Genomic DNA, 21371 nt, shown 5'->3' with positions numbered 1-21371 from the left:
GGTCGAGAGCCTAACCGGTAACTGCCACGATGACGCCTGGTGGTTGTTCGGCCAGCGCAGGCACCCGCGGCTCGACCGGCGCCTCCAGCAGTCGACCCACATCTTCGGCGGCCTCTTGCTCTCCGTCGCCGAAGTAGACGGTCGTCGCGGTGACATCTTCGAGGGTCAGGTTGCCGGTTTCGGCAACGGTCCAGCCCTCGTCACGCAACCGGGTCGCCACGCCCTCGGCGGCGCCTGCCACGTCGGAGATGTTGAACACCCGCACCTCGGGACGCGCGTCGGCCGGTGGGGACGGGTCCGGCGACGGTGTGGCGGTCGTCGTGGTGGCGACCGTGGTTTCGTCGCCCGACGAATCATCCGATCCCAGCGCCTGGAACCCCACCAACAGGAAGACGATGCCGAGGAAGAGCAGCACCATCACGATGGCGCGCAGAGGAAGTCCGGAGGATTCTCGCTGGTTCATCACGCCCCACTCTATCGAGCGGGTCGTCGCGCCCCCCACGACGCGCGGGGTCAGGTGACCTCGAAGCCCAACCGGCGCGCGGCCCGCGCCTTCTGCCGGCTGGCCCGTAACCGGCGCAGGCGTTTCACCAGCATAGGATCGGCCGCCAGCGCCTCCGGCCGGTCGACGAGCGCGTTGAGCACCTGGTAGTAGCGGGTGGCCGACATCGAGAACAGCTCTTTGATGGCGTCTTCTTTGCTGCCCGCGTATTTCCACCACTGGCGCTCGAACGCCAAGATGTCGAATTCGCGCCTGGTCAGTCCTGCAGGCAGATCAGAGTCGTCGCCGGATTGCTCAGTCTGCGCCATGGCGCCGTCCATATTGCTCCTCGGACCCTCCGACACTCGAAATGACATCCATGCGGTTCGGCGCTCATTCAATCACGGCTGCAAGAGTTGAGGCGTCACCGATGCGGGCGAGTCGGCTCACTAAGCTGCTCGTCGTGGCAGTCGTTCCGATCCGCATCGTGGGAGACCCCGTCCTCCGCACCGAGACCACCCCGATTCCCGTGGGTGAGGACGGATCGCTGCCCGCCGAGGTGGCCGATCTCATCCGCGATCTCTACGAGACGATGGACGCCGCCAACGGTGTCGGCTTGGCCGCCAACCAGATCGGTGTCTCAAAGCGGGTGTTCGTCTACGACTGCCCGGATTTGCGCGGCCGTGCGGGCCGGCGCCGCGGGGTGGTGGTCAATCCGGTCCTGGAGACCTCAGAGGTCCCGGAGACCATGCCCGATCCCGACAACGACGACGAGGGCTGCCTGTCGGTGCCCGGGGAGCAGTTCCCCACCGGCAGGGCGGACTGGGCGCGGGTCACGGGGCTGGACGCCGACGGCACGCCCATCACCGTGGAGGGCACCGGTCTGTTCGCGCGGATGCTGCAGCACGAGACGGGGCATCTCGACGGATTGCTCTACCTCGACAGGCTGATCGGCCGGCACGCCCGCGCGGCAAAGCGCGCGGTCAAGAACAACGGGTGGGGGGTGCCCGGACTTAGCTGGAAGCCGGGCGAGGATCCCGACCCGTTCGGCCACTGAGTTCCGTGCCCGAGCTGCCCCGCCCCGGTACCCGGGTGAGCCTGCGCTACCGGCGACCCGTCGGTTCGGTCCCACCGCTCAACGACGTCGTCGGCCACCTGCTCGAACGCGACCCGATGGTCCGGATCCGGACGAAAACTGGTGAGTGTGTGCAGGTTCGACCAGCCGATGTGGTCACCGTGCGGGTGCTCACCGACGTCCCCGTGAAGGCGTCGCAGATCCGCGCCGTCGAGCACGCGGCGGCGTTGGCGTGGCCGGGCCTGCAGCGGGAGTGGGTCGACGGCTGGCTGCTGCGGGCCTCCGACGGGTACACCCATCGCGGTAATTCGGCTGTGCCCCTTGACATCGACGCCAGTATGGCAACCGTGCCGGCGATCAGGGACTGGTACGCCCGACGCGGCCTCACCTCCTGGCTGGCGGTTCCCGACCGGTTGCTGCGACTGCCCCGCGATCTCGCCGAGGCGGACGTCCACCTGGAGAGCATCGTGATGGTGCGCACCCTCGGCGACGACACTGCGCCGGCGGTCACAGTCACCGCGCAGCCCGATACCGCCTGGCTGGGCGTTTACGAGCGCGACGTGCCCGTCGAGGTGTTGACGGCGGTGGTCGACGGACGCGTGGCGTTCGGCCGCATCGACGACGCCGCGGTGGGCCGCGCGGCCGTCACCCCCGCTCATGACGGCGCCCGCTGGGTGGGACTGTCGGCCGTGCGGGTCGCCGAGCATCAGCGCCGCCGCGGCCACGCTCGCACCCTGTGCGCGGCGCTGCTGCAGTGGGGCGCGCGCGGCGGCGCAACGCACGCCTACGTGCAGGTGCTCGCCGACAACGACGGCGCCATCGCGCTCTACGAGTCGATGGGTTTCACCGCGCAGCACCGGGAGCGCTACGTCGACGCTTCTAGGCTGTAGCGCATGCGGCTGGCCACCTGGAACGTCAACTCGATTCGCGCCCGGGTGGACCGGGTCACCGACTGGCTGGGGCGGGCCGACGTCGACGTGCTCGCCATGCAGGAGACGAAGTGCAACGACGATCAGTTCCCCACCATGCCGTTCGCCGCGCTCGGCTACGACGTCGTGCACTGCGGGTTCAACCAGTGGAACGGTGTCGCGATCGCATCGCGGGTGGGCATCGACGACGTGGCGGTCGGATTCGACGGCCAACCCACCTGGGGTGACAAGCCCGACATCGAGGCCGCGGCCGAGGCCAGAGCCCTCGGGGCGACCTGCGCGGGCGTCCGGGTGTGGAGCCTGTATGTGCCCAACGGGCGGTTCGTGGACTCGCCGCACTACGCTTACAAGCTGGAATGGCTTGCTGCCCTGCGCAACACCGCCCACGGCTGGTTGACCGAGAACCCCACTGCGCCGATCGCGATGGTCGGCGACTGGAACATCGCCCCCACCGACGAGGACGTGTGGAGCGTCGAGGCTTACCAGGACAGCACCCATGTCACACGGCCCGAGCGCGAGGCCTTCGCCGCGATCGTCGACGCCGGATATGCCGACGTGGTGCGCCCGTTCACTCCGGGGCCGGGGGTCTACACCTACTGGGACTACACCCGGCTGGCGTTTCAGAAGCGGCGCGGTATGCGTATCGACTTCATCCTCGGATCGCCTGCCTTCGCCGACCGGGTCACCCACGCCGAGATCGTCCGCGAAGAACGCAAGGGCAAGGGCGCCAGCGACCACGCGCCGGTGATGGTGGACATCAGGAGTTGAGCGCCCGGGAGGAGTTGAGCGCCCGGGCGAGTTCACTGCGTGAGCGGAGGCCGAGTCTGCGATAGACGCGAGATAGATTCGCCTCGACGGTCTTCTCGCTCACGAACAGCGCGGCGGCGATCTCACGATTCGTCAAACCGTGCGCGGCCAGATCGGCGAACCGGCGCTCGGATTCGGCAAGGCTGCCGGGCGCCTGCCGCCCGGTCAACCCGTCGAGCTCGGCGCGCGCCTGCCGGGCCCACGCCTGCGCACCCATACGCTCGAAAGCCACGAGCGCGCTCGAGACGGTGGCGGTGGCGGCGTCATAGCGGCGGCGCCGGTGCTGCAGCCGGCCGACCACGAGTTGGGTGCGGGCGAGTTCGAGCGGCATCGACAGCCGCCGGTGCTCGGTCAGCGCGCGCTCGCCGGCGGTGATGGCGCCGGTGAGGTCACCGCGTGCGGCGAACAGCAGCGCCCGACAGCGCGCACCGACAGCCAGCATCCACGGACGGTCCAGACGAACCCCGTTGTCCTCCAAGGCCTTGACGAGTCGTTCGGCGTCGTCCAGGCGGCCGACGCCGATCAGCGCCTCCGCGGCGTCCGGCAGGAACGGCGCCGTGACGAGCTCCGTGGACGACGGCATCGCCGACCACCCCTCGACCGCCGGGCTGAGCAGGTCCACGGCGGCCCGGTGGTTGCCGAGTGACAGTTCGAGGAATCCGAGAGTGGCGACCACCCACACCCCGAGCCGGCTCGACCGGCAGCGCTCCCCGACGGTGAACGCCTGCGCCGCGAACCGGCGGGCCTGCTCCTCGCGGCCGAGGTGAGCGCTGACCATCACACGCACGATCAGCGCGATGAACAGCGGGAGATCGCCGTGTGACTGCAGCGCACGCTCGACGCTGTCCACAGCCACCCGCTCCGCCGCGCGCAGCTCTGCCCGCCAGATGTTGACCTGCGCGAGGTGGAAGTCGAGAAACGACCGTTCGCTTTCGTCACCCCGTTCGATGCTGTGTCGGGCGATCGCGGTGAACTGGTCGGCCGCCTCGTCGAGGCGGTCGGTCCACAGCATCAGCAGTGCGTGCAGCGTGCGCGGCCGCGCCGCCAGGGGCATGTCCTGCGGCTCGTCGAAGTCGAACACACCCGCCAGTTCCGCCTCGTCGATGCCCTCACCGATCAGGAACCGCATCATCGCGCGCATCGGACGGGCTTGGCTGACCAGATCGGCTCGCCGCACCGTCGTGGCCTGGGCCACCGCCTCTTCCGCACGCTGCACGGCGTTGTCCACGCGCGCCGCGTTGAACTCCATCAACGCCAGCATCACCAGCATCTGCACCCGCCGATCGGTGCTGACACCCGGTTCCTCGATGGCCCGCTCGAGCAGCGTCGGGGCATCGGCCGAGCAGTTGTCCCAGAGCCGCACCAGACCCAGCAGGTGAAATGCCCTGGCTCGCATCTCACCGGGTTTCATCTCGGCGATGCTCTGCTCGAGCACCTCTCGTGCGCGTGTCGTGTTCCCCGCCTCGAAGTGGCACGCCGCCGCCCGCAAGCCCCGTTCCGGGGAATCACCGCCGCAGGCGCGCGCCATGTCGAGCAGTTCGGCGGCCACCGCGGGAGCGCCACGCATATGTGCCGATTCGGCCGCCTCGTCGAGCGCCCTGATCGTCTGCTCGTCGGCGCCGTCGCTGGCGAGAGCGCGGTGGCGGGCTCGGAACTCGGCGTTCTCGACGATGTCGGCCAGTCGGCGGTGCATCGACCGTCGAGCGTCCAGCGACGCCTCGGCGTACACCCCGCGGGCCAGCAGAGGATGCCCGAAGGCCACCTTGCATCCGTTGATCTCGACGATGCCGTGTCGTTCGGCCTCCTCCAGGGCGGCGACGGTGCGCTCGACGTCGTCTCCGACGGCCCGCGTCACCAGGTCCACGGTGGGCGACGCGATACAGGCGGTGGCCAGCAGCACTTCCCGGGTGTGGTCGGGCAGGCCCGCGATCCGTGTCCGCACCCAATCGGCGAGGGTGGCGGGCAGTTGCCCGGTGAAGGCGGTGTCCTGGTTCAGCGCCCGCGCCAATTCGAGTGCGTAGACCGGATTTCCGCCCGAGACCTGGTACACCCAGTCCATCTTGGGGCGGGTCAGCGACTGGCCGAGCTGATGGCTGATCATGGCGTGGAGGCCGCCGACCGTCATGGGGTTGACCTGGGCTCGGTTCAGGCGCTCCGGACGCGACGGTTCCAGCAGCAGGTCGGTGCGATCACCGTCGCCCCCGCGCACGGTGGCGAGGAAGCCGATGGCCCCCGAGGACCGACGCGCCACCGACCCGAGGACGGCGGCGGTCGGCGGGTCGAGCCACTGCATGTCGTCGATGGCGACGAGCACGGGGTTGTCCCGGGCCAGCCGTTCGAGCACCGAGCGGACGGCGGCGGCCACAGCACGCTGATCGGTGCCGGGGCCGGTGTCGTGGGCGTGCGAAAGGACCCGGTCGATCGCGAGCCGCTGCGGTGCTGGCAGGTGCTCGAGCACGGCGGTGTCGACGTCGGCGAGCAACTCGGCCAGCGACGAGTATGCGGGCGCCGATTCGCTGGGCACCGCATTCGCCGACAGCACCCGGAAGCCGCGGGCGCGGGCGCGTTCGATGCCGGCGCGCCACACGGTGCTCTTGCCGATCCCGACGTCGCCTTCGAGCACCAGCACGCAGGTGCCCGTCGACACTGCGGCGAGCAGGTTGTCGACAGCGCTCAACTCCGCATCGCGGCTGATCAGCTGCAGGGGCACCCACGTATCTTGGCAGCAGTTGACGGGTGGTGTGGGCCGGATCGTCATCGTTGCCCGGTGTCACGTGGGCAGTAGGTGTCACGTGGGCAGTAGGTGTCACGTGGGCAGTAGGTGTCACGTGGGCAGTAGGTGTCACGTGGGCAGTAGTTCGACGGCGAGCGGCCGGGACTGCGCCTCGGCCTTCCCGCGGTTTCCCTCGCAGGCGATCTGCGCTACGTTGAGCGACGCACCACCGACCACACGGGAGCGCGCACCGAGCGTGCTGAGAGGACAACTGGGGTTGTCGACCGTCCGAACCTGACCGGGTAATTCCGGCGTAGGGAGATTTTCGATGACTGATATGTGCGCGCCCATCACCGGCAGCAGCAAGGTCTACCGCGACGTCGACGGCATGCGGGTGCCGTTCCGGCGGGTCGAGCTGACCAACGGGGAGCACCTGGACCTGTACGACACGTCGGGTCCGTACACCGACCCCGAGGCCGACATCGACCTGAGCAGGGGCCTGCAGCCACGGACCCGCGTCGTCGGTGACCGCGGCACGCAGTTGCAGCGGGCCCGCGCCGGCGAGGTCACCGCGGAGATGGCGTTCGTCGCGGCCCGCGAGGGCATACCTCCCGAGGTCGTCCGGGCAGAGGTCGCCGCAGGGCGTGCGGTGATCCCGGCGAACCACAACCATCCCGAACTGGAGCCGATGATCATCGGCAAGGCATTCAGCGTGAAGGTCAACGCCAACATCGGCAATTCGGCGGTGACGTCGTCGATGGCCGAAGAGGTCGACAAGATGGTCTGGGCGACCCGCTGGGGCGCCGACACGATCATGGACCTGTCCACCGGGCGCGACATCCACCTGACCCGCGAGTGGATTCTGCGCAACTCACCCGTCCCCGTCGGGACGGTGCCGATCTACCAGGCGTTGGAAAAGGTCGGTGGCGATCCGACGCGGCTGACGTGGGACGTCTACCGCGACACCGTCGTCGAGCAATGTGAGCAGGGTGTCGACTACATGACCGTGCACGCCGGGGTGCTGCTCCGCCACATTCCCCTCACCATCGACCGTGTCACGGGCATCGTCAGCCGTGGCGGTTCAATCATGGCGGCGTGGTGTCTGGCTCACCACACCGAGTCGTTCCTGTACACCCACTTCGCTGAACTCTGCGAGATCCTGGCCCGCTACGACGTGACGTTCTCGCTCGGTGACGGGCTGCGACCCGGGTCGATCGCCGACGCCAACGACGAGGCGCAGTTCGCCGAGCTGCGCACCCTCGGTGAGCTGACGAAGATCGCGAAGAACCACGGTGTGCAGGTCATGATCGAAGGACCGGGCCATGTGCCGATGCACAAGATCGTCGAGAATGTCCGGCTGGAACAGGAACTCTGCGATGACGCGCCGTTCTACACCCTCGGTCCGCTGACCACCGACATCGCACCCGCCTACGACCACATCACCTCGGCCATCGGGGCGGCGATGATCGCCCAGGCCGGCACCGCGATGCTGTGCTACGTCACACCGAAGGAACACCTGGGGCTACCCGACCGCAAGGATGTCAAGGACGGGGTCATCGCCTACAAGATCGCCGCACACGCAGCCGACCTCGCCAAGGGGCACCCGCGCGCCCAGGACCGCGACGACGCACTGTCGAAGGCGCGGTTCGAATTCCGCTGGCACGACCAGTTCGCCCTGTCCCTCGACCCCGACACCGCGCGGGACTTCCACGACGAGACGCTGCCGGCCGAGCCGGCCAAGAGCGCCCACTTCTGTTCGATGTGTGGCCCGAAATTCTGCTCGATGCGGATCACCGCCGATCTCAAAGACTCCATCCGCGAGGCCATGGATGCGAAATCGGCCGAGTTCGCCGAGCACGGCAACCGTGTCTACCTCCCGTTGACCTCGTGAACTACCTGCCACTCACGCCGCCCGGTCAGACCCCGGCACGGGTGATGACCATCGCGGGCACCGACTCCGGCGGCGGCGCCGGTATCCAGGCCGACTCGCGCACCTTCGCCATGCTGGGCGTCCACGGTTGCGTCGCGGTGGTCGCCGTCACCGTGCAGAATTCGGTGGGCGTGAGGGGCTTTCACGAGATCCCGATCGACGTCGTCATCGGCCAGATCGAGGCGGTGGTCTCCGACATCGGCATCCAGGCGGCCAAGACCGGGATGCTGGCCTCCTCGGAGATCATCACCGCCGTCGCCGACACCTGGCGCCGCCTGCAACCGGCGCCGCTGGTGGTCGACCCGGTGTGCGCGTCGATGCACGGCGATCCGCTGCTGCACCCCACGGCGCTCGACGCGTTGCGCACCGAACTGTTCCCGATCGCCACGCTGGTCACCCCGAACCTCGACGAGGTGCGGCTGTTCACCGGCATCGAGGTGGTCGACCCCGCATCCCAGCGGGACGCCGCGCGGGCCCTGCACGCGCTCGGGCCCCAGTGGGCGCTGGTCAAGGGCGGCCACCTGCGCTCTTCGGCGCACAGCCCCGACTTGCTCTTCGACGGCTCCGAGTTCTACGAGTTCGACGCCGTGCGCATCGACACCAGCCACGACCACGGCGCGGGCGACAGCCTGGCAGCCGCCATGGTGTCCGCGCTCGCCCACGGCTACTCGGTCCCCGACGCGGTGGCGTTCGCCAAACGGTGGGTGACCGAATGTCTGCGCGCCGCATACCCCTTGGGGCACGGCCACGGTCCGGTCTCCGCGCTGTTCAGGCTCAGCGCAGATGACACTCGGTGACACTGGGCCTCATGACACTGGGCCTCGATGACATCGCCGGTATCGCCCACGAGCCGCAGGGCACACCACGAGGAGTGGTGCTGCTGACCCACGGCGCCGGCGGAAGTCGCGACACGCCGCTACTGGTCAGTTATTGCGACGAGTGGGCCGGGCGAGGCTGGCTGGCCGTGCGCTACAACCTGCCCTACCGAAGGCGCCGCCCCAAGGGCCCACCGTCCGGGTCGGCCGCCGCGGACCGGGCGGCAGTGGCCGACGCGGTGGCCGCGGCGCGCGAACTGGCCGACGGACCGGTGATCGCCGGCGGACACTCCTACGGCGGCCGGATGACGGCGATGGCGGTCGCCGATGACGGGATTGCCGTCGACGTGCTGACGCTGTCGTCCTACCCGCTGCATCCGCCCGGCAAGCCGGACAGCGCGCGCACCGAACACCTGCCCCGCATCGGCGTGCCGACGGTGTTCGTCCACGGCACCGCGGATCCGTTCGGGAGCATCGACGAACTGGCCGCGGCCGCGGCGGTGGTCGGCGGTCGGACAGAAGTCGTCGAGATCACCGGCGCGCGCCACGACCTCGGGTCCAAGGTGCTCGACGTGCCGAGACTGGCGGCCGACGCGGCGCTGCGCCTGCTGGCCAACGGTTAGGGTCGAGTCGTGACCATGCCGCCGGGCCCGCCACCCCCACCGCAGCCGTACGCCGGGATGCCGCAGCCCGGGCCGACGCCGCCCCCCGAGAAGAGCAAGCTCTGGTTGATCCTGGGTCTGGTGGCGCTGGCCGTCGTCGTGATTGCGATCGCCGTGGTGCTCTTCGTCGTCCTGGTGCTCCGCGCGGGCACCGTCACAGCAACGCAGGTGAAGCTCGGCGACTGTCTGTCGGAGATCCCCGATGGCAGCCAGGTCCGGACCCTGGAGACGATCGACTGCGCCGAACCCCACGCCGGTGAGGTGTTCGCCGTGCTCCAGATGCCCGACGGCGACTTCCCCGGCCAGGATGCGATGGTCAAGTACGCCAACCGCTGCGCGCCCGAACTGGCGAGTTACTCGCCGGCGGCGGTCACCGACGACCTGGTGCGGCTGTTCGTGCTCTTCCCCACCGACGAGACCTGGTCCGACGGGGACCGGGCGGTGACCTGCGTCGCAACCCTGGACCCGCCGCGGGCGGGATCGCTCAGGGGCTGAGGACGGGCAGGTCGGACGCACCGGTACCTGGGGTACCGTCTACTCATGGCTTCGGAGCAGTACGACGCGGTCATCGTGGGCGCCGGGTTCGCCGGGATCGGCGCCGCGATCCAGCTCAAACGGATGGGCTACGAGAACTTCGTCATCCTCGACCGCGAGGACGACCTCGGCGGCACCTGGCATGTCAACCACTACCCGGGCCTGGCCGTCGACGTCCCCACCACCACCTACAGCTATTTCTTCGAACCCAACCCCAGGTGGTCGCGGCTGTTCTCCACCGGTGCGGAAATCAAGCAGTACGCCGACCACGTGGCCGACAAGTACGACGTCCGTCGCCACATCCGCTTCAACACCGCCGTGGAAGGCGCCCGTTGGGACGAAGACGGACAGCTCTGGTGCGTTGCGCTCCCCGAGGGGCAGACACTGAGCACCCGCTATCTCGTCACCGCCACGGGATTCCTGTCGCAGCCGCGCACGCCCGACATCCCCGGCATCACCTCGTTCGAGGGCCGGGTCCTCCACACCACCGACTGGGACGACAGCTTCGACCCGTCCGGCAGGCGGATCGGGATCATCGGCACCGGCGCCACCGCGGTACAGCTGATCCCCGAACTGGCCAAGACCGCCGGGGACCTCACCGTCTACCAGCGCACCCCGATCTGGGTGGCCCCCAAGGTCGACGTGCGGATCTCCGAACGCACCAAGCGGCTGTTCGCCCGGGTGCCGTTGCTGCAACGGCTGGTCCGCCTGATCACCGACACGATCTACGAGCTGATGATCACGGTCGGCGTCGTGAATTACAAGGTGCCGCTGTTCCGGCGACTCAACATCTCCGCGATGGACCTGTGCAAGCTGAACCAGTTCGCGGCGATCCGCGACAAGGAACTGCGCCGCAAACTGACCCCCGACTACGACATCGGCTGTAAGCGGCCGACCTTCTCCAACAGCTACTTCCGCACGTTCACCAAACCTCATGTGCATCTGCAGGCCGACGGTATCGAACGGGTCGAGGCCGACGGCATCGTCAACGCCGACGGCACCAAGACCGTGATCGACACGCTGGTGCTGGCCACCGGGTTCGACCTGTGGGAGGCCAACTTCCCGGCGATCGAGGTCATCGGCCGGGGAGGCCGCAACCTCGGGAAGTGGTGGCGCGAAACGCGTTTCCAGGCCTACCAGGGTGTCTCGATGCCGTACTTCCCCAACTATCTCAGCCTGGCCAGTCCGTACGCGTTCCTCGGTCTGAACTTCTTCAACACCATGGAGTACCAGATGCGGTTGATGGAACGGCTCTTCACCGAGGTGCACCGCCGTGGCGCGACGACGTTCGAGGTGACCGAGGAAGCCAACACCCGCTACCTCGAGCGGATGACCGAAGCGCTCGGCAGTTCCCTGTGGACACTCGGCAATTGCGCCTCGTCGCGGTCCTACTATTTCAACCCCAGCGGCGAACCGTCGCTGCTGCGCCCGATGTCGACGCGCGACGCCATCAAAGAGGCGTCCGAGTTTCCACTGAGTGATTACCAGATCGCTTGAGCGGGACCACCAGAATCCCTGAGAGAGAGGAACATCCGTGCCGCAACAAGACAAGCGTGCCGCCAAGCTGACCGGGTTGGCCATCGCCGGTACCGGTCTGACCCATTTCGTCCGTCCGCAGTTGTTCGAGCCCCTCACCGTGGCGGCGTTCCCGCAGAACACCCGTCGCCACACCTACACCAACGGGAGTATCGAGACGGTGATCGGTCTGGCGTTGGCCGGCCGCAGGACCCGCAAGTTCGGCGTGGCCGGTCTGCTGGGCTACGCGGCCTACTTGGCGGGCAACACCGTTGGCAAGCGGTAGCGGCCGAGCACGGTCGGGTCCACCAGCCGGCGACCAGCGCCCGACCAGCGCCCGCGAGTCGCCAGCGATCGCCGAAACTGCCTAACATCACCGTGTGAACCTCCGCGGGCGCCCGGCGCTGTCGCGACGGCTCAGTCTCATCGACGCGGTCGTCATCGGCCTCGGCGCCATGATCGGCGCCGGCATCTTCACCGCCCTCGCCCCCGCGGCCGCTGCAGCCGGTGGCGGCCTGCTGATCGGCCTGGCCGTGGCGGCGGTCGTGGCGTACTGCAACGCCACCTCTTCAGCGCGCCTCGCCGCGCGCTATCCGCAGTCCGGGGGCACCTATGTGTACGGCCGGGAACGGTTGGGGCAGTTCTGGGGGTACCTGGCGGGTTGGGGCTTCGTCACGGGCAAGACCGCCTCGTGCGCGGCCATGGCGCTGACCGTCGGTGTCTACGTCTGGCCCGACAATGCGCGCGTGGTCGCGGTCGCCGCCGTGGTTGCGCTCACCGCGGTGAACTACGCCGGGATCCACAAGTCGGCACTGCTCACCCGCGTCATCGTGGCGGCCGTGTTGGCCGTGCTCGCCGTCGTGGTGGTGGTCGTCCTCGGTTTCGGCGACCCCGCGGGCGACCGGTTGGACATCGGGACGACGACCACGGTGGGCGGGGTACTGCAATCCGCCGGACTGCTGTTCTTCGCGTTCGCCGGATACGCCCGGATCGCGACCCTCGGCGAGGAGGTGCGCGACCCGGCGCGGACCATCCCACGGGCCATCCCGATCGCCCTGGGCATCGCGCTGGCCGTGTACGCGGTCGTGGCCATCACGGTGCTGGCCCAGTTGGGAAGCTCGACGCTTGCCGTTTCGACGGCCCCGCTCGCCGATGCCACCCGGGCGGCCGGCTTCTCGGGGTTGGTTGCCGTCGTCGCCGCCGGCGCTGCAGTCGCCGCGCTCGGCGCGCTGCTCGCGTTGATCCTCGGTGTTTCTCGCACCACCCTGGCGATGGCACGTGACCGTCATCTGCCGCCCTCACTGGCCACTGTGCACACCCGGTTCGGCACTCCCCACCACGCGGAGGTCGCGGTGGGCGTGGTGGTCGCCGTGCTGGCCGGGACCGTGGATCTGCGCCAGGCGATCGGATTCTCGTCGTTCGCGGTACTGATCTACTACGCGATCGCCAACGCGTCGGCGTGGACGCTGGGCTACCGGGTGGTGCCGGCGATCGGGCTGGCCGGGTGCCTGCTGCTGGCATTCGCGCTGCCGTGGTCGTCGGTGCTCGCGGGCGTCGCCGTGCTCGCGGTCGGCGCGCTGGCCTACGTGGTACGACGCGCGCGAGGCAGCGGCGACAGTGCACGATAGGCAACCGTGATACCGGCCGAAACCAGGTGGTCGTGGAAGCCCGTCGAAGCCCGCTCGGATGCCGACTTCGTCGTCGCCCCGGAGGAGCGCCTGAGCTGGCCGCGCACCATCGGCCTTGGTGCCCAGCACGTGGTAGCCATGTTCGGTGCGACGTTCCTGGTGCCGGTGCTGACCGGCTTCCCGCCCGCCACCACGCTGTTGTTCTCCGGCGTCGGTACCATCCTGTTCCTGGTCATCACGGGCAACCGGCTGCCCAGCTATCTGGGTTCGAGCTTCTCGGTGATCGCCCCGGTAACCGCGGCCGTCGCGGCCGAGGGCACCGGCAGCGCACTGGGGGGCATCGTCGCGCTCGGGCTGGTGCTGATCGCGATCGGCGGCGTCGTGCACCTGGTCGGCACCCGCTGGCTCGACATGATCCTCCCGCCGGTGGTGACTGGCGCGATCGTGGCGCTGATCGGGTTCAACCTGGCACCCGCCGCGAAGACGAATTTCAAGGCAGGCCCGGTGGTCGCCACCGTCACGCTGGTCTTGCTGGTGGCGACGCTGGCGTTCTTCGGAGGCATGATCGGCCGGTTAGCGATCTTCCTCGCGGTGCTGATCGGATACCTGCTGGCCCTGGCGATGGGCGATGTGGACACCTCGGCGATCGCGGCAGCGCCCTGGGTCGGGCTCCCCGACTTCCAGGCGCCGTCGTTCTCACTGGCGGTGCTGCCGATGTTTCTGCCCGCGGTGGTCGCGCTCATCGCCGAGAACATCGGGCACGTGAAATCGGTCGGGCAGATGACCAAGACGGACATGGACCCCCTGGTCGGCCGGGCACTGGCGGCCGACGGTGTCGCGACCACGCTGGCGGGCTGGGGCGGTGGGTCCGCGACGACCACCTACGCGGAGAACATCGGCGTCATGGCCGCCACCCGCGTGTACTCGACGGCCGCGTACTGGGTGGCCGCGGTCGTGGCCATCGCCCTGTCGCTGTGCCCGAAGATCGGCGCGGCGGTCTCGGCGACACCGGCCGGCGTGCTCGGCGGTGCGACGGTGGTGCTCTACGGCCTGGTCGGTGTGCTCGGCGTGCGGATCTGGCTGACGAACCATGTCGACTTCTCGCTACCGGTCAACCAGCTGACCGCAGCGATTCCGCTCGTGATCGGCATCGCTGACTTCACCTGGCAGGCAGGCGACCTCACGTTCACCGGCATCGCGCTCGGGTCGATCGCCGCGCTGCTGGTGTACCACGGCATGCGCCTGCTGGGTTGGCGGAGTACACCCAGGTCGGGCGGGTAGTACGGTCCGGGCGAAACGCAACGTTGCGGTGTTCGCCCTCATGTTGTCCCTCCTCGCGTGCGGCATGGAGCCGGCACCCGAACGAACTTGACCTGGGCGGCGGCCGGGCCGGGCTGCTCTACGTCCCTGCCGGGTATCGCGCCAACACACCTGCACCGTCGTCGTCATGTTGCACGGCGCGGGCGGGGACGCGCACGGGGGGGATGGACCCACTGTTGCGGTTCGCCGACGAGTTCGGAGTGCTGTTACTAGCACCGGCCAGCGGAAAGGCGACGTGGGATGTCGTCGTTGGCGGCTTCGGACCGGACGTGACGGCCATCGACCAGGCGCTGGCGGACGTCTTCGCCCACTACACCGCCGACCCCGACCGCCTCGCGGTGGGCGGCTTCTCCGACGGCGCCTCCTATGCGCTTTCGCTGGGGATGACCAACGGCGACCTGTTCACCCACATCCTGGCGTTCTCGCCCGGATTCGCCGCGCCGGGTGACGCCGTGGGGCGGCCCGCGATTTACATCTCGCACGGCACCGCCGGTTGCATCGTGGCACCTTGGCGCCGGGGTGACTACCCGCGGTGACGCCGGTCGCGTGGCGGCACCCCGTTGACGCCGTCGGTCGACTGCGCGTACGCGCCGACTGCGAAGGCGACCGCGGGGCCCATGACACTCAACGCGTGACGATCGACGTTGTCGATCCCGTCGCGCCGGGTGTGGTAGTTGGGGTCGAACGGCGCGCCGGCCCGTCCCCCCCACAGCCGTGCCTGCACGTCTGTCTTCTGTTGCGCAGCACCGGTGGTGGTGCCTCCGAAGGGCACTCCAGCGGTCATGAACGGGTGGTAATCGGTGCGATCACTCAACGGCATGTCGGCGGGCCGCACACCGGCCTGGTTGAGGTACCCCGCGAGCAGACGCTCGATACCCGCCGACCCCTCCGGCACGGACACCGGTACGGTCGCCGCGGACTGGTCACCGTCGTAGGTGAAGTACCCGGCGTTGGGTGAGCCGAGCATGTCGAAGTTGAGGTACAGCGCGATGTCGTCGAGCTGTTCGGCGTGGAGTCCGCGGAGATAGGCTCGTGATCCCTCCAGACCGATCTCCTCGGAACCCCAGAACGCGAAACGGACCGCGTTGGCGACCCGCGGCGAACTGCCCAGCTGCAGCGCGGTCTCCAGAACCGCGGCCACGCCGGTGGCGTTGTCGTTGATGCCCGGTCCGCCCGCCACGCTGTCGAGGTGCGCGCCTACCATCACCACATTGCGGGTGTCCCCGGTACGGGTCTGCGCCAACACATTGCGCGACTTCGCCATAACCGGCTGCCCGTCCAGACGTAACCGCACCGGCGCCGTCGTTCGGCGCAGCGCGGCGTTCGTGTCCGGGTCGATGATCCCGACCGGGACGGTGAGCTCACGGTAATACCCGGGCGTGAACAGTCCCGCCGGGCTGCCGTTGCCGCCACCGCCGGTGACCACGAGCAACCCGACGGCACCCTTGGCGACAGCGACGTCCTGTTTGACGACCACCGAGCACCCGGTGTCGTCGAGAACCACGATCGCGCGGCGGACGTCGACCCCGCCGTAATCGCCTGCGCTGCAGCCGGCGGGCCTACCTGGGCGCAGGGTCACGGCGTCGACACCAGCCGGGCCGGTGTCCACCAGCAGCGACGCCTTCTCCACCGGGTATGCGCGGCCGTTGACAGTCAACCGCGGGGCACCACCACGAGTGCCGCCGTAGCGGTCGAACTCCGGGGTCTGCACGTCGAACCCCTTGCCGTGCAACAGACCGGCAACATAGTCGACGCTGGCATCGAACCCCGCCGTACCCTGCGCGCGGTTGCCGCCGTGGCGTTCGGCGATGTCTTGCAGCGCCTCGAGGTGAGTGTAGAGCGCGTCGACGGTGACCATGCCTGCCAACTCGCCGGCCGAGACAGCCGGCGGCGGGGCGGGTGACGAGCAGGCCACCACGAGCGCCACCGCCACGCCGATGACCGCCCAGCGGATAGGCATCAGGAGCCGACGGGGTGCCGCGTGCGGTCGTCGCGGATCGGGATTCCGTTGCGACCGCGCTGGTCCTGCGCGTAGAGCCCAACCACGTACGCCACGCCGCCACCGTTGATCTCCATCGCCGTGCGGTCGATGCGTGTCAGATCGTCTTCCTTCTTGTGATAGTTCGGATCGAAGGGCTGGCCGGCTTCACCACCCCAGCGCTCGGCCTGCTCGGGGGTCTTCTCCTCTTCGGCGCCGGAGAACAAGCCACCCGCCGGAATGCCGGCGAGGGTGAAGCCGTCGTAGTCGGAGCGGCCGTCGAAGCTGGTGTCCTCGGGGGGTTTACCGGCGTCGTGGAGGTACCGCGTCAACGTGCGTTCGATACCGGCCGACCCTTCCGGTACCCGGGGCGAGCCGGCCTCCGGGTTCGGCGGTGCGGACTGATCGCCGTCATAGGTGAAGTAGCCGGGGTTGGGCGAGCCCAGCATGTCGAAGTTGAGGTAGAGCGCGATGTCCTTGAGCTGTTCCTCGTCCAGCGACTCGACGTAGTCCCGGGATCCGAGAAGGCCCTGCTCCTCGGCACCCCAGAATCCGAAGCGCACCGCGTTGCGCACGTCGGGTTCGACACCCAGTTGCAACGCCGTCTCGAGGACGGCGGCGACGCCGGAACCATTGTCGTTGATCCCGGGGCCTTCCGGAACGCTGTCGAGATGCGCACCCGCCATCACCACGTCGGAGGTGGATCCGGTCGTGGTCTGGGCGATCACGTTGCGGGTGCGCTCGGTACGCACACCGGCCTCCAGCCGCAGAGTGGCCTGCCCGGGGGAGTCGCGTAGCTCGCCGCCGACGGCCTTGGTGACGCTCACGACCGGGATCTTGACATCGGTGTCGTGGCCGACGGTGCCGCTCACCACCTCCCCGTCGACGTTGTTGGCCACCACCAGCGCCACCGCACCACGTTCGGCAGCGACGGCCTGTTTGACCCCGAACGGGCATTCACCTCGGTCCACCAGGACCACCGCACCCTGCACGGGCAGCCCGTCATAGTCGGAGGCCGTGCACCCGGGCGAGTCTTCGACGCGGGCAGCCACCAGCGGGCCTCCGACGCCCTGCGGGGCGGTGCCGATGGTGTAGTCCAGCGGTTTGGCGGCAATGGTGCGGCCATCGACGGTCAGCTGTGGCTCCTCGGCGAACGGCAGCCGGACCTCGAATTCAGGAGTCTGCACGTCGAAGCCATTGTCCTGCAGGGCCTTGACCACATAGTCGACGCTCGCGTCGTATCCCGGTGTGCCGAGGGCACGATTGCCGCCGTGGGCGTCGGCGATCTTCTGGAGTTCGTCGAGGTGACCCGTCATCGCGTCCGCGGTCACCTTGCCCTTCAGCGCAGCGCCGAACTCTTCGGCCTCGGGTGCGGTCGCCTGGGTGGACGGCGGAGGGGCGGGGGCCGCTTCCTTGCCGTCGCCACAACCGGTCATACCTGCCGCGACCGCCGCTATCGACAGCATCGCCAGCATCTCGCGCACCATTGCATCCACGTTAGCGGCTGGAGCTGTGGGCTCGGTGGCGCCGACGGGTCGCGGCGCATCGGGCACCGTGCCGGACTCACAGAGCCGGACTGGACGCCTGCGCCCAGAAGCGCTTCGGGATGCGGCCGGCGTGGCGGGCCAGGTGCCCCGCGGTCACGGCGGCGGCCATCGCGGCGGCCATCGCCGGCGGGTCGGCAGCCCGGGTCACCGCACTGGCCAATAGCACGGCCTGACAACCCAGTTCCATCGCAAACGCAGCATCGCTGGCGGTGCCGATACCGGCGTCGAGGATCACCGGGACGTTCGCGGCGTCGACGATCATCTCGATGTGGTGGGGGTTGGCGATCCCCAGCCCGGTGCCGATCGGTGAACCCAACGGCATGACCGCGGCGCATCCGATGTCCTCGAGTCGCCGCGCCAGCACCGGATCGTCGTTCGTGTAGGGCAGCACCGTGAAACCGTCGTCGACGAGTTGCTCAGCGGCGCGGATCAATTCGACGGCGTCGGGCAACAAGGTGCGTTCGTCGGCGATCACCTCGAGTTTGACCCAGTCGGTGCCGAGAGCCTCCCGGCCGAGTTGCGCGGTGAGCACCGCCTCCGCGGCACCTCGACAGCCTGCGGTGTTGGGTAACGGGCTGATGCCGAGCCGGTGCAGCAGCTCGAGCACGCCGGTGCCGGTTTCGGCGTCGACGCGGCGCATCGCGACGGTGGTCAGTTCGGTGCCCGACGCGATCAGAGCCTGTTCGAGCACGGCAAGATTGGCCGCCCCTCCGGTGCCCAGGATGAGACGTGACCCGAATTCACGCCCGCCGATGGTGAGATTCTGGTCAGCCACCCTGCACCGCCGTCACCACCTCGACACGGGCGCCGTCACGCAGCGGCATCTCCCACTCCCCCCTCGGAAGCACCGCCCAGTCGACGGCCACCGCAATACCCTTCTCCGAGAATCCCATCCGAGCGACCAGCTGTGCGACCGTGATCTGCTCGTCGAGGTGGACGTCTTCGTTGTTGACGGTCACGTTCATGTCCTGACTCCCTGTGTCGTCTGCAGTTCGGTGGCGACCCGTTCGGCGGTCCACGGTGCGAGCAGGAAGCCGTTGCGGCCGTGCCCGGCAGCTACCAGTGTGCGCTGGTCGAGCCACTCGACGAGAGGCAACCCGTCAGGTGTTGTCGGCCGCAGCCCCGCCGCGCATTCGGCGAACTCGTACTCCCCCAGCGCCGGCATGACCGTGCACGCGTCGTCGAGCAGGTCACGCACTCCGGTCACCGCGGGCGCCGTGTCGCGGCCGTGCTCGTATTGCGTTGCGCCGACGACCACCCCGTCGCCGCGCGGCACCAGGTATACCTGCCTGCCGTGAACGCGGGCGCGAACCACCCGGCGTGGAACCGGCATACACCCGCGCCGCCAGCGCAGGCGCAGGACTTCGCCCTTCACCGGGCGGATCGGTAACCCGGGCCACAACACCGGCGCGTCGACGCCGTTGGCGAGCACCCGAAGGTCGACGTCATCGACGGCGGCAAGATCGGCGACCGGCGGCGCCCACCGCACCCCGAGTCGGGTGCAGTGCGCCTCAAGCGCGTCGACGACGGCGCGGTTGTCGACGGCCAGTTCGGTGTCGGCGACGAAGCCGTGCCTGATGCCCTGCGCCAGCAGCGGTTCGATGTCACGGGCGGCTGTCGTGGGCGTGACGGGGTGGCCCTGGGCGGCCAGCCATTCGCCGACGGTCTTGAGGTCGGCAGCGTCGGCGCGGTCCACCGCCACCACGAGTGACTCCCGGGCGGTCACCACGTCGGCGGGAAGTCCGTCGAGGAAATCGTCGTGCCACAACCGCAGCGAGTGCAGCCCGATGCGCAGCAGTTCGTGCTCCCCCGGCCAGCCCTCGCTGTGCGGGGAGAGCATTCCACCGGCCACCCATGACGCGCCCTTCGCGGGACTGCGGTGCACCCGCACCGACCAGCCGTCGAGCGCGGCGCGGCGCGCGACCGACAGCCCGATGACCCCGCCGCCGACGACGGCGAGTGAGCGGGATCGCGCCGGTGAGCCGGCAGTCCTGTCCAGTGGCATGGTCCTCCCTTCGCCGGCATGACCCGGATCAGGTGCGACGGTAAGGGCCGGATGTTCGGGCCCACTCTCAGTCCCGCTGTCCCCGGGACTCCCGTGTCGGCCATCAACCCTACCCGCGCGCGAAGCGCTACCGTCGCCGTGTGCGTGAACCCCTCGACCGGCTCGGCGCATCCCTTGCGCAAGCCTCGCTGTACCTGTGCACAGACGCCCGCCGCGAACGCGGAGATCTCGCCGAATTCGCCGACGCGGCGCTCGCCGGAGGCGTCGACCTGATCCAGCTGCGCGACAAGGGGTCACCCGGCGAACAACGCTTCGGGCCGCTCGAGGCGCGCGAGGAACTGGCCGCGCTCGAGATCCTGGGCGACGCCGCCCGCCGCCACGGAGCGCTGCTGGCGGTCAACGACCGCGCGGATGTCGCACTGGCCGCCGGCGCCGACGTGCTGCACCTCGGTCAGGACGACCTGCCGCTGCCCGTGGCCCGTCGCATCATCGGTCCGCGCCCGCTGATCGGCCGCTCCACCCACGACAGCGTTCAGGTCGGCGCCGCGGTGGCCGAGGAGGTGGACTATTTCTGCGTCGGTCCGTGCTGGCCCACGCCGACCAAACCCGGACGCCCCGCCCCCGGCCTCGACCTGGTCCGCCAGGCGGCGGCGCTGAGGACCGACAAGCCGTGGTTCGCGATCGGCGGTATCGACGAGGAGCGGCTGCCCGAGGTGCTCGGAGCAGGTGCTCGCCGGATCGTCGTGGTACGCGCGATCACGGCCGCCGACGACCCGGAGGCGGCGGCTCAGCGCCTCAGGGACGCGCTCACCGCCGGCCGTCGACGAGCGGGAAAGCCGCGGTCACCGTCCTGAGGCGTTCCCAACTGGCGGCGAAGCCCGGGTGCAGGGGCAGGGAAGCGACGTCCTCCTCGGGGACCCAGCGCAGTTCGGCGCTCTCCCGGTTGGGCACGGTGTGCAGCAGTTCAGGGGCGTCGGCGATCACGGTGGTGTAGGTCCACGACGCGCCGTCGGAGCCGACGACTTCTGCGGTCACCACGGTGGTCCGCACGATCAGCTGATCGGCGCAGAGCCCCGCCTCCTCGTGCGCCTCGCGCACCGCGGCCTGTTCGGGGGTCTCGTGGCTGTCGCGGGCGCCGCCGGGCAGGCCCCACGTCCCGCCCTGATGGCTCCACGGCGCCCGGTGCTGCAACAACACCGCGGCCGAACCGTCCGAGCGCGGCGCACGCAGCAGCAGACCGGCCGCGCCGTGCCTGCCCCAGTAGCGGCCGCCGTCGGAGAACACCCAGCCGTCACCGTCGCCACGCACCCGTACAGGATAGGGCCGCACCCACCCGGGCGGCCCTTCTCGATTGGGCGCGAACCGTGACAGAACCTCTTAGGATTCTTTTATAGAGTCGGACGGTCGGAAAGTTGTCGGATAGATGAGGACC

At 69.3% G+C, this 21371-nt stretch carries 22 protein-coding genes and 1 riboswitch; of the genes, 13 read left to right on the top strand and 9 right to left on the bottom strand.

Annotated features, from left to right (window positions below; genetic code table 11):
- Positions 1-10: 10 nt before the first annotated feature.
- A complete protein-coding gene (locus G6N07_RS01295; RefSeq protein ID WP_085189569.1) occupies positions 11-463 on the bottom strand; it encodes a LytR C-terminal domain-containing protein in 453 nt (150 codons plus the stop codon).
- A 50-nt stretch (positions 464-513) separates the two neighbouring features.
- Complete coding sequence (locus tag G6N07_RS01290) at positions 514-822, bottom strand: nucleoid-associated protein NapA (RefSeq protein ID WP_011557996.1); 309 nt, start codon at positions 820-822, stop codon at positions 514-516.
- A 122-nt stretch (positions 823-944) separates the two neighbouring features.
- Here G6N07_RS01290 and G6N07_RS01285 point away from each other — a divergent pair, with 122 nt between their 5' ends.
- The 3 genes from G6N07_RS01285 to G6N07_RS01275 are packed head-to-tail and all read left to right on the top strand — an operon-like array spanning position 945 to position 3253.
- Entirely contained in the window at positions 945-1538 is a 594-nt protein-coding gene (locus tag G6N07_RS01285; RefSeq protein WP_208859787.1) for a peptide deformylase, read from the top strand.
- Between the two features lie 5 nt (positions 1539-1543).
- Positions 1544-2446 (top strand): N-acetylglutamate synthase, CG3035 family, encoded by a 903-nt coding sequence (locus tag G6N07_RS01280; protein ID WP_085189565.1) that lies wholly within the window; start codon positions 1544-1546, stop codon positions 2444-2446.
- A gap of 3 nt (positions 2447-2449) precedes the next feature.
- Positions 2450-3253 carry an exodeoxyribonuclease III gene (locus G6N07_RS01275; protein ID WP_085189563.1) on the top strand — a complete coding sequence of 268 codons (804 nt, stop codon included), beginning with the start codon at positions 2450-2452 and terminating at the stop codon, positions 3251-3253.
- On the opposite strand, the gene G6N07_RS01270 is transcribed toward G6N07_RS01275, so the two are convergent.
- Positions 3243-6002, bottom strand: a complete 2760-nt coding sequence (locus G6N07_RS01270) for a helix-turn-helix transcriptional regulator (protein WP_085189561.1) — start codon at positions 6000-6002, stop codon at positions 3243-3245. The genes G6N07_RS01275 and G6N07_RS01270 overlap by 11 nt on opposite strands.
- Positions 6003-6232: 230 nt before the next feature.
- Positions 6233-6343: riboswitch (TPP riboswitch) on the top strand.
- On the opposite strand from G6N07_RS01270, the gene thiC reads away from it, so the two are divergent.
- The 9 genes from thiC to G6N07_RS01220 all read left to right on the top strand — a co-directional run bounded on the left by thiC (position 6334) and on the right by G6N07_RS01220 (position 14945).
- Positions 6334-7896, top strand: coding sequence for a phosphomethylpyrimidine synthase ThiC (gene thiC / locus G6N07_RS01260; protein WP_085189673.1), 1563 nt, complete (start codon positions 6334-6336; stop codon positions 7894-7896). It overlaps the preceding riboswitch by 10 nt.
- A 44-nt stretch (positions 7897-7940) precedes the next feature.
- The gene (thiD, locus tag G6N07_RS01255; protein ID WP_085189675.1) at positions 7941-8732 is read left to right on the top strand and encodes a bifunctional hydroxymethylpyrimidine kinase/phosphomethylpyrimidine kinase; all 792 of its coding nucleotides are present in this window, start codon (positions 7941-7943) and stop codon (positions 8730-8732) included.
- A 17-nt stretch (positions 8733-8749) separates the two neighbouring features.
- Positions 8750-9373 (top strand): alpha/beta hydrolase family protein, encoded by a 624-nt coding sequence (locus G6N07_RS01250; RefSeq protein WP_085189671.1) that lies wholly within the window; start codon positions 8750-8752, stop codon positions 9371-9373.
- A 15-nt stretch (positions 9374-9388) separates the two neighbouring features.
- A complete protein-coding gene (locus tag G6N07_RS01245) occupies positions 9389-9907 on the top strand; it encodes a septum formation family protein (protein WP_085189669.1) in 519 nt (172 codons plus the stop codon).
- 45 nt (positions 9908-9952) lie between these two features.
- Positions 9953-11443 carry a flavin-containing monooxygenase gene (locus tag G6N07_RS01240; protein ID WP_085189559.1) on the top strand — a complete coding sequence of 497 codons (1491 nt, stop codon included), beginning with the start codon at positions 9953-9955 and terminating at the stop codon, positions 11441-11443.
- A gap of 37 nt (positions 11444-11480) precedes the next feature.
- Complete coding sequence (locus tag G6N07_RS01235; RefSeq protein WP_085189557.1) at positions 11481-11747, top strand: DoxX-related protein; 267 nt, start codon at positions 11481-11483, stop codon at positions 11745-11747.
- 94 nt (positions 11748-11841) lie between these two features.
- Positions 11842-13089, top strand: coding sequence for an APC family permease (locus tag G6N07_RS01230; protein WP_085189555.1), 1248 nt, complete (start codon positions 11842-11844; stop codon positions 13087-13089).
- 6 nt (positions 13090-13095) lie between these two features.
- A complete protein-coding gene (locus G6N07_RS01225) occupies positions 13096-14370 on the top strand; it encodes a uracil-xanthine permease family protein (protein ID WP_085189553.1) in 1275 nt (424 codons plus the stop codon).
- Positions 14371-14573: 203 nt separating this feature from the next.
- A complete protein-coding gene (locus G6N07_RS01220; RefSeq protein WP_085189551.1) occupies positions 14574-14945 on the top strand; it encodes an alpha/beta hydrolase in 372 nt (123 codons plus the stop codon).
- Here G6N07_RS01220 and G6N07_RS01215 read toward each other — a convergent pair.
- From G6N07_RS01215 to thiO, 5 genes are all read right to left on the bottom strand, one after another.
- Positions 14933-16369: a M20/M25/M40 family metallo-hydrolase gene (locus G6N07_RS01215; protein WP_085189549.1), complete on the bottom strand. Its 1437-nt coding sequence runs from the start codon at positions 16367-16369 to the stop codon at positions 14933-14935. The two genes, G6N07_RS01220 and G6N07_RS01215, sit on opposite strands and share 13 nt — an antisense overlap.
- Positions 16369-17874 (bottom strand): M28 family metallopeptidase, encoded by a 1506-nt coding sequence (locus tag G6N07_RS01210; protein ID WP_085189547.1) that lies wholly within the window; start codon positions 17872-17874, stop codon positions 16369-16371. Before G6N07_RS01210 ends, G6N07_RS01215 begins: the two co-directional genes overlap by 1 nt.
- A 76-nt stretch (positions 17875-17950) precedes the next feature.
- Positions 17951-18709 (bottom strand): thiazole synthase, encoded by a 759-nt coding sequence (gene thiG / locus G6N07_RS01205; RefSeq protein WP_085189545.1) that lies wholly within the window; start codon positions 18707-18709, stop codon positions 17951-17953.
- The gene (thiS, locus tag G6N07_RS01200; RefSeq protein WP_085189544.1) at positions 18702-18899 is read right to left on the bottom strand and encodes a sulfur carrier protein ThiS; all 198 of its coding nucleotides are present in this window, start codon (positions 18897-18899) and stop codon (positions 18702-18704) included. The genes thiG and thiS overlap by 8 nt, the downstream gene beginning before the upstream one ends.
- Positions 18896-19939, bottom strand: a complete 1044-nt coding sequence (thiO, locus tag G6N07_RS01195; protein WP_085189542.1) for a glycine oxidase ThiO — start codon at positions 19937-19939, stop codon at positions 18896-18898. Before thiO ends, thiS begins: the two co-directional genes overlap by 4 nt.
- A 140-nt stretch (positions 19940-20079) precedes the next feature.
- Between thiO and thiE the strand changes: the two genes are divergently transcribed.
- A complete protein-coding gene (gene thiE / locus G6N07_RS01190) occupies positions 20080-20793 on the top strand; it encodes a thiamine phosphate synthase (protein ID WP_085189667.1) in 714 nt (237 codons plus the stop codon).
- Here thiE and G6N07_RS01185 read toward each other — a convergent pair.
- Positions 20747-21247: an NUDIX hydrolase gene (locus G6N07_RS01185; RefSeq protein WP_085189540.1), complete on the bottom strand. Its 501-nt coding sequence runs from the start codon at positions 21245-21247 to the stop codon at positions 20747-20749. The two genes, thiE and G6N07_RS01185, sit on opposite strands and share 47 nt — an antisense overlap.
- Positions 21248-21371: the final 124 nt, after the last annotated feature.

It is taken from the genome of Mycolicibacterium doricum, assembly GCF_010728155.1.
Lineage (GTDB): Bacteria > Actinomycetota > Actinomycetes > Mycobacteriales > Mycobacteriaceae > Mycobacterium > Mycobacterium doricum.
The sequence above is the reverse complement of the archived record's forward strand: the minus strand, read 5'-3'. Positions and strand labels throughout refer to the sequence as shown.

Excerpts from the sequence above, each read along its gene's own strand:
- G6N07_RS01210 (WP_085189547.1), bottom strand. The coding sequence starts at position 17,874 with ATGGTGCGCGAGATGCTGGCGATGCTGTCGATAGCGGCGGTCGCGGCA.
- thiD (WP_085189675.1), top strand. The coding sequence starts at position 7,941 with ATGACCATCGCGGGCACCGACTCCGGCGGCGGCGCCGGTATCCAGGCC.
- G6N07_RS01240 (WP_085189559.1), top strand. The coding sequence starts at position 9,953 with ATGGCTTCGGAGCAGTACGACGCGGTCATCGTGGGCGCCGGGTTCGCC.
- G6N07_RS01215 (WP_085189549.1), bottom strand. The coding sequence starts at position 16,369 with ATGCCTATCCGCTGGGCGGTCATCGGCGTGGCGGTGGCGCTCGTGGTG.
- G6N07_RS01220 (WP_085189551.1), top strand. The coding sequence starts at position 14,574 with ATGGACCCACTGTTGCGGTTCGCCGACGAGTTCGGAGTGCTGTTACTA.
- G6N07_RS01295 (WP_085189569.1), bottom strand. The coding sequence starts at position 463 with ATGAACCAGCGAGAATCCTCCGGACTTCCTCTGCGCGCCATCGTGATG.
- thiS (WP_085189544.1), bottom strand. The coding sequence starts at position 18,899 with ATGAACGTGACCGTCAACAACGAAGACGTCCACCTCGACGAGCAGATC.
- G6N07_RS01290 (WP_011557996.1), bottom strand. The coding sequence starts at position 822 with ATGGACGGCGCCATGGCGCAGACTGAGCAATCCGGCGACGACTCTGAT.
- G6N07_RS01245 (WP_085189669.1), top strand. The coding sequence starts at position 9,389 with ATGCCGCCGGGCCCGCCACCCCCACCGCAGCCGTACGCCGGGATGCCG.
- thiO (WP_085189542.1), bottom strand. The coding sequence starts at position 19,939 with ATGCCACTGGACAGGACTGCCGGCTCACCGGCGCGATCCCGCTCACTC.
- G6N07_RS01275 (WP_085189563.1), top strand. The coding sequence starts at position 2,450 with ATGCGGCTGGCCACCTGGAACGTCAACTCGATTCGCGCCCGGGTGGAC.
- thiC (WP_085189673.1), top strand. The coding sequence starts at position 6,334 with ATGACTGATATGTGCGCGCCCATCACCGGCAGCAGCAAGGTCTACCGC.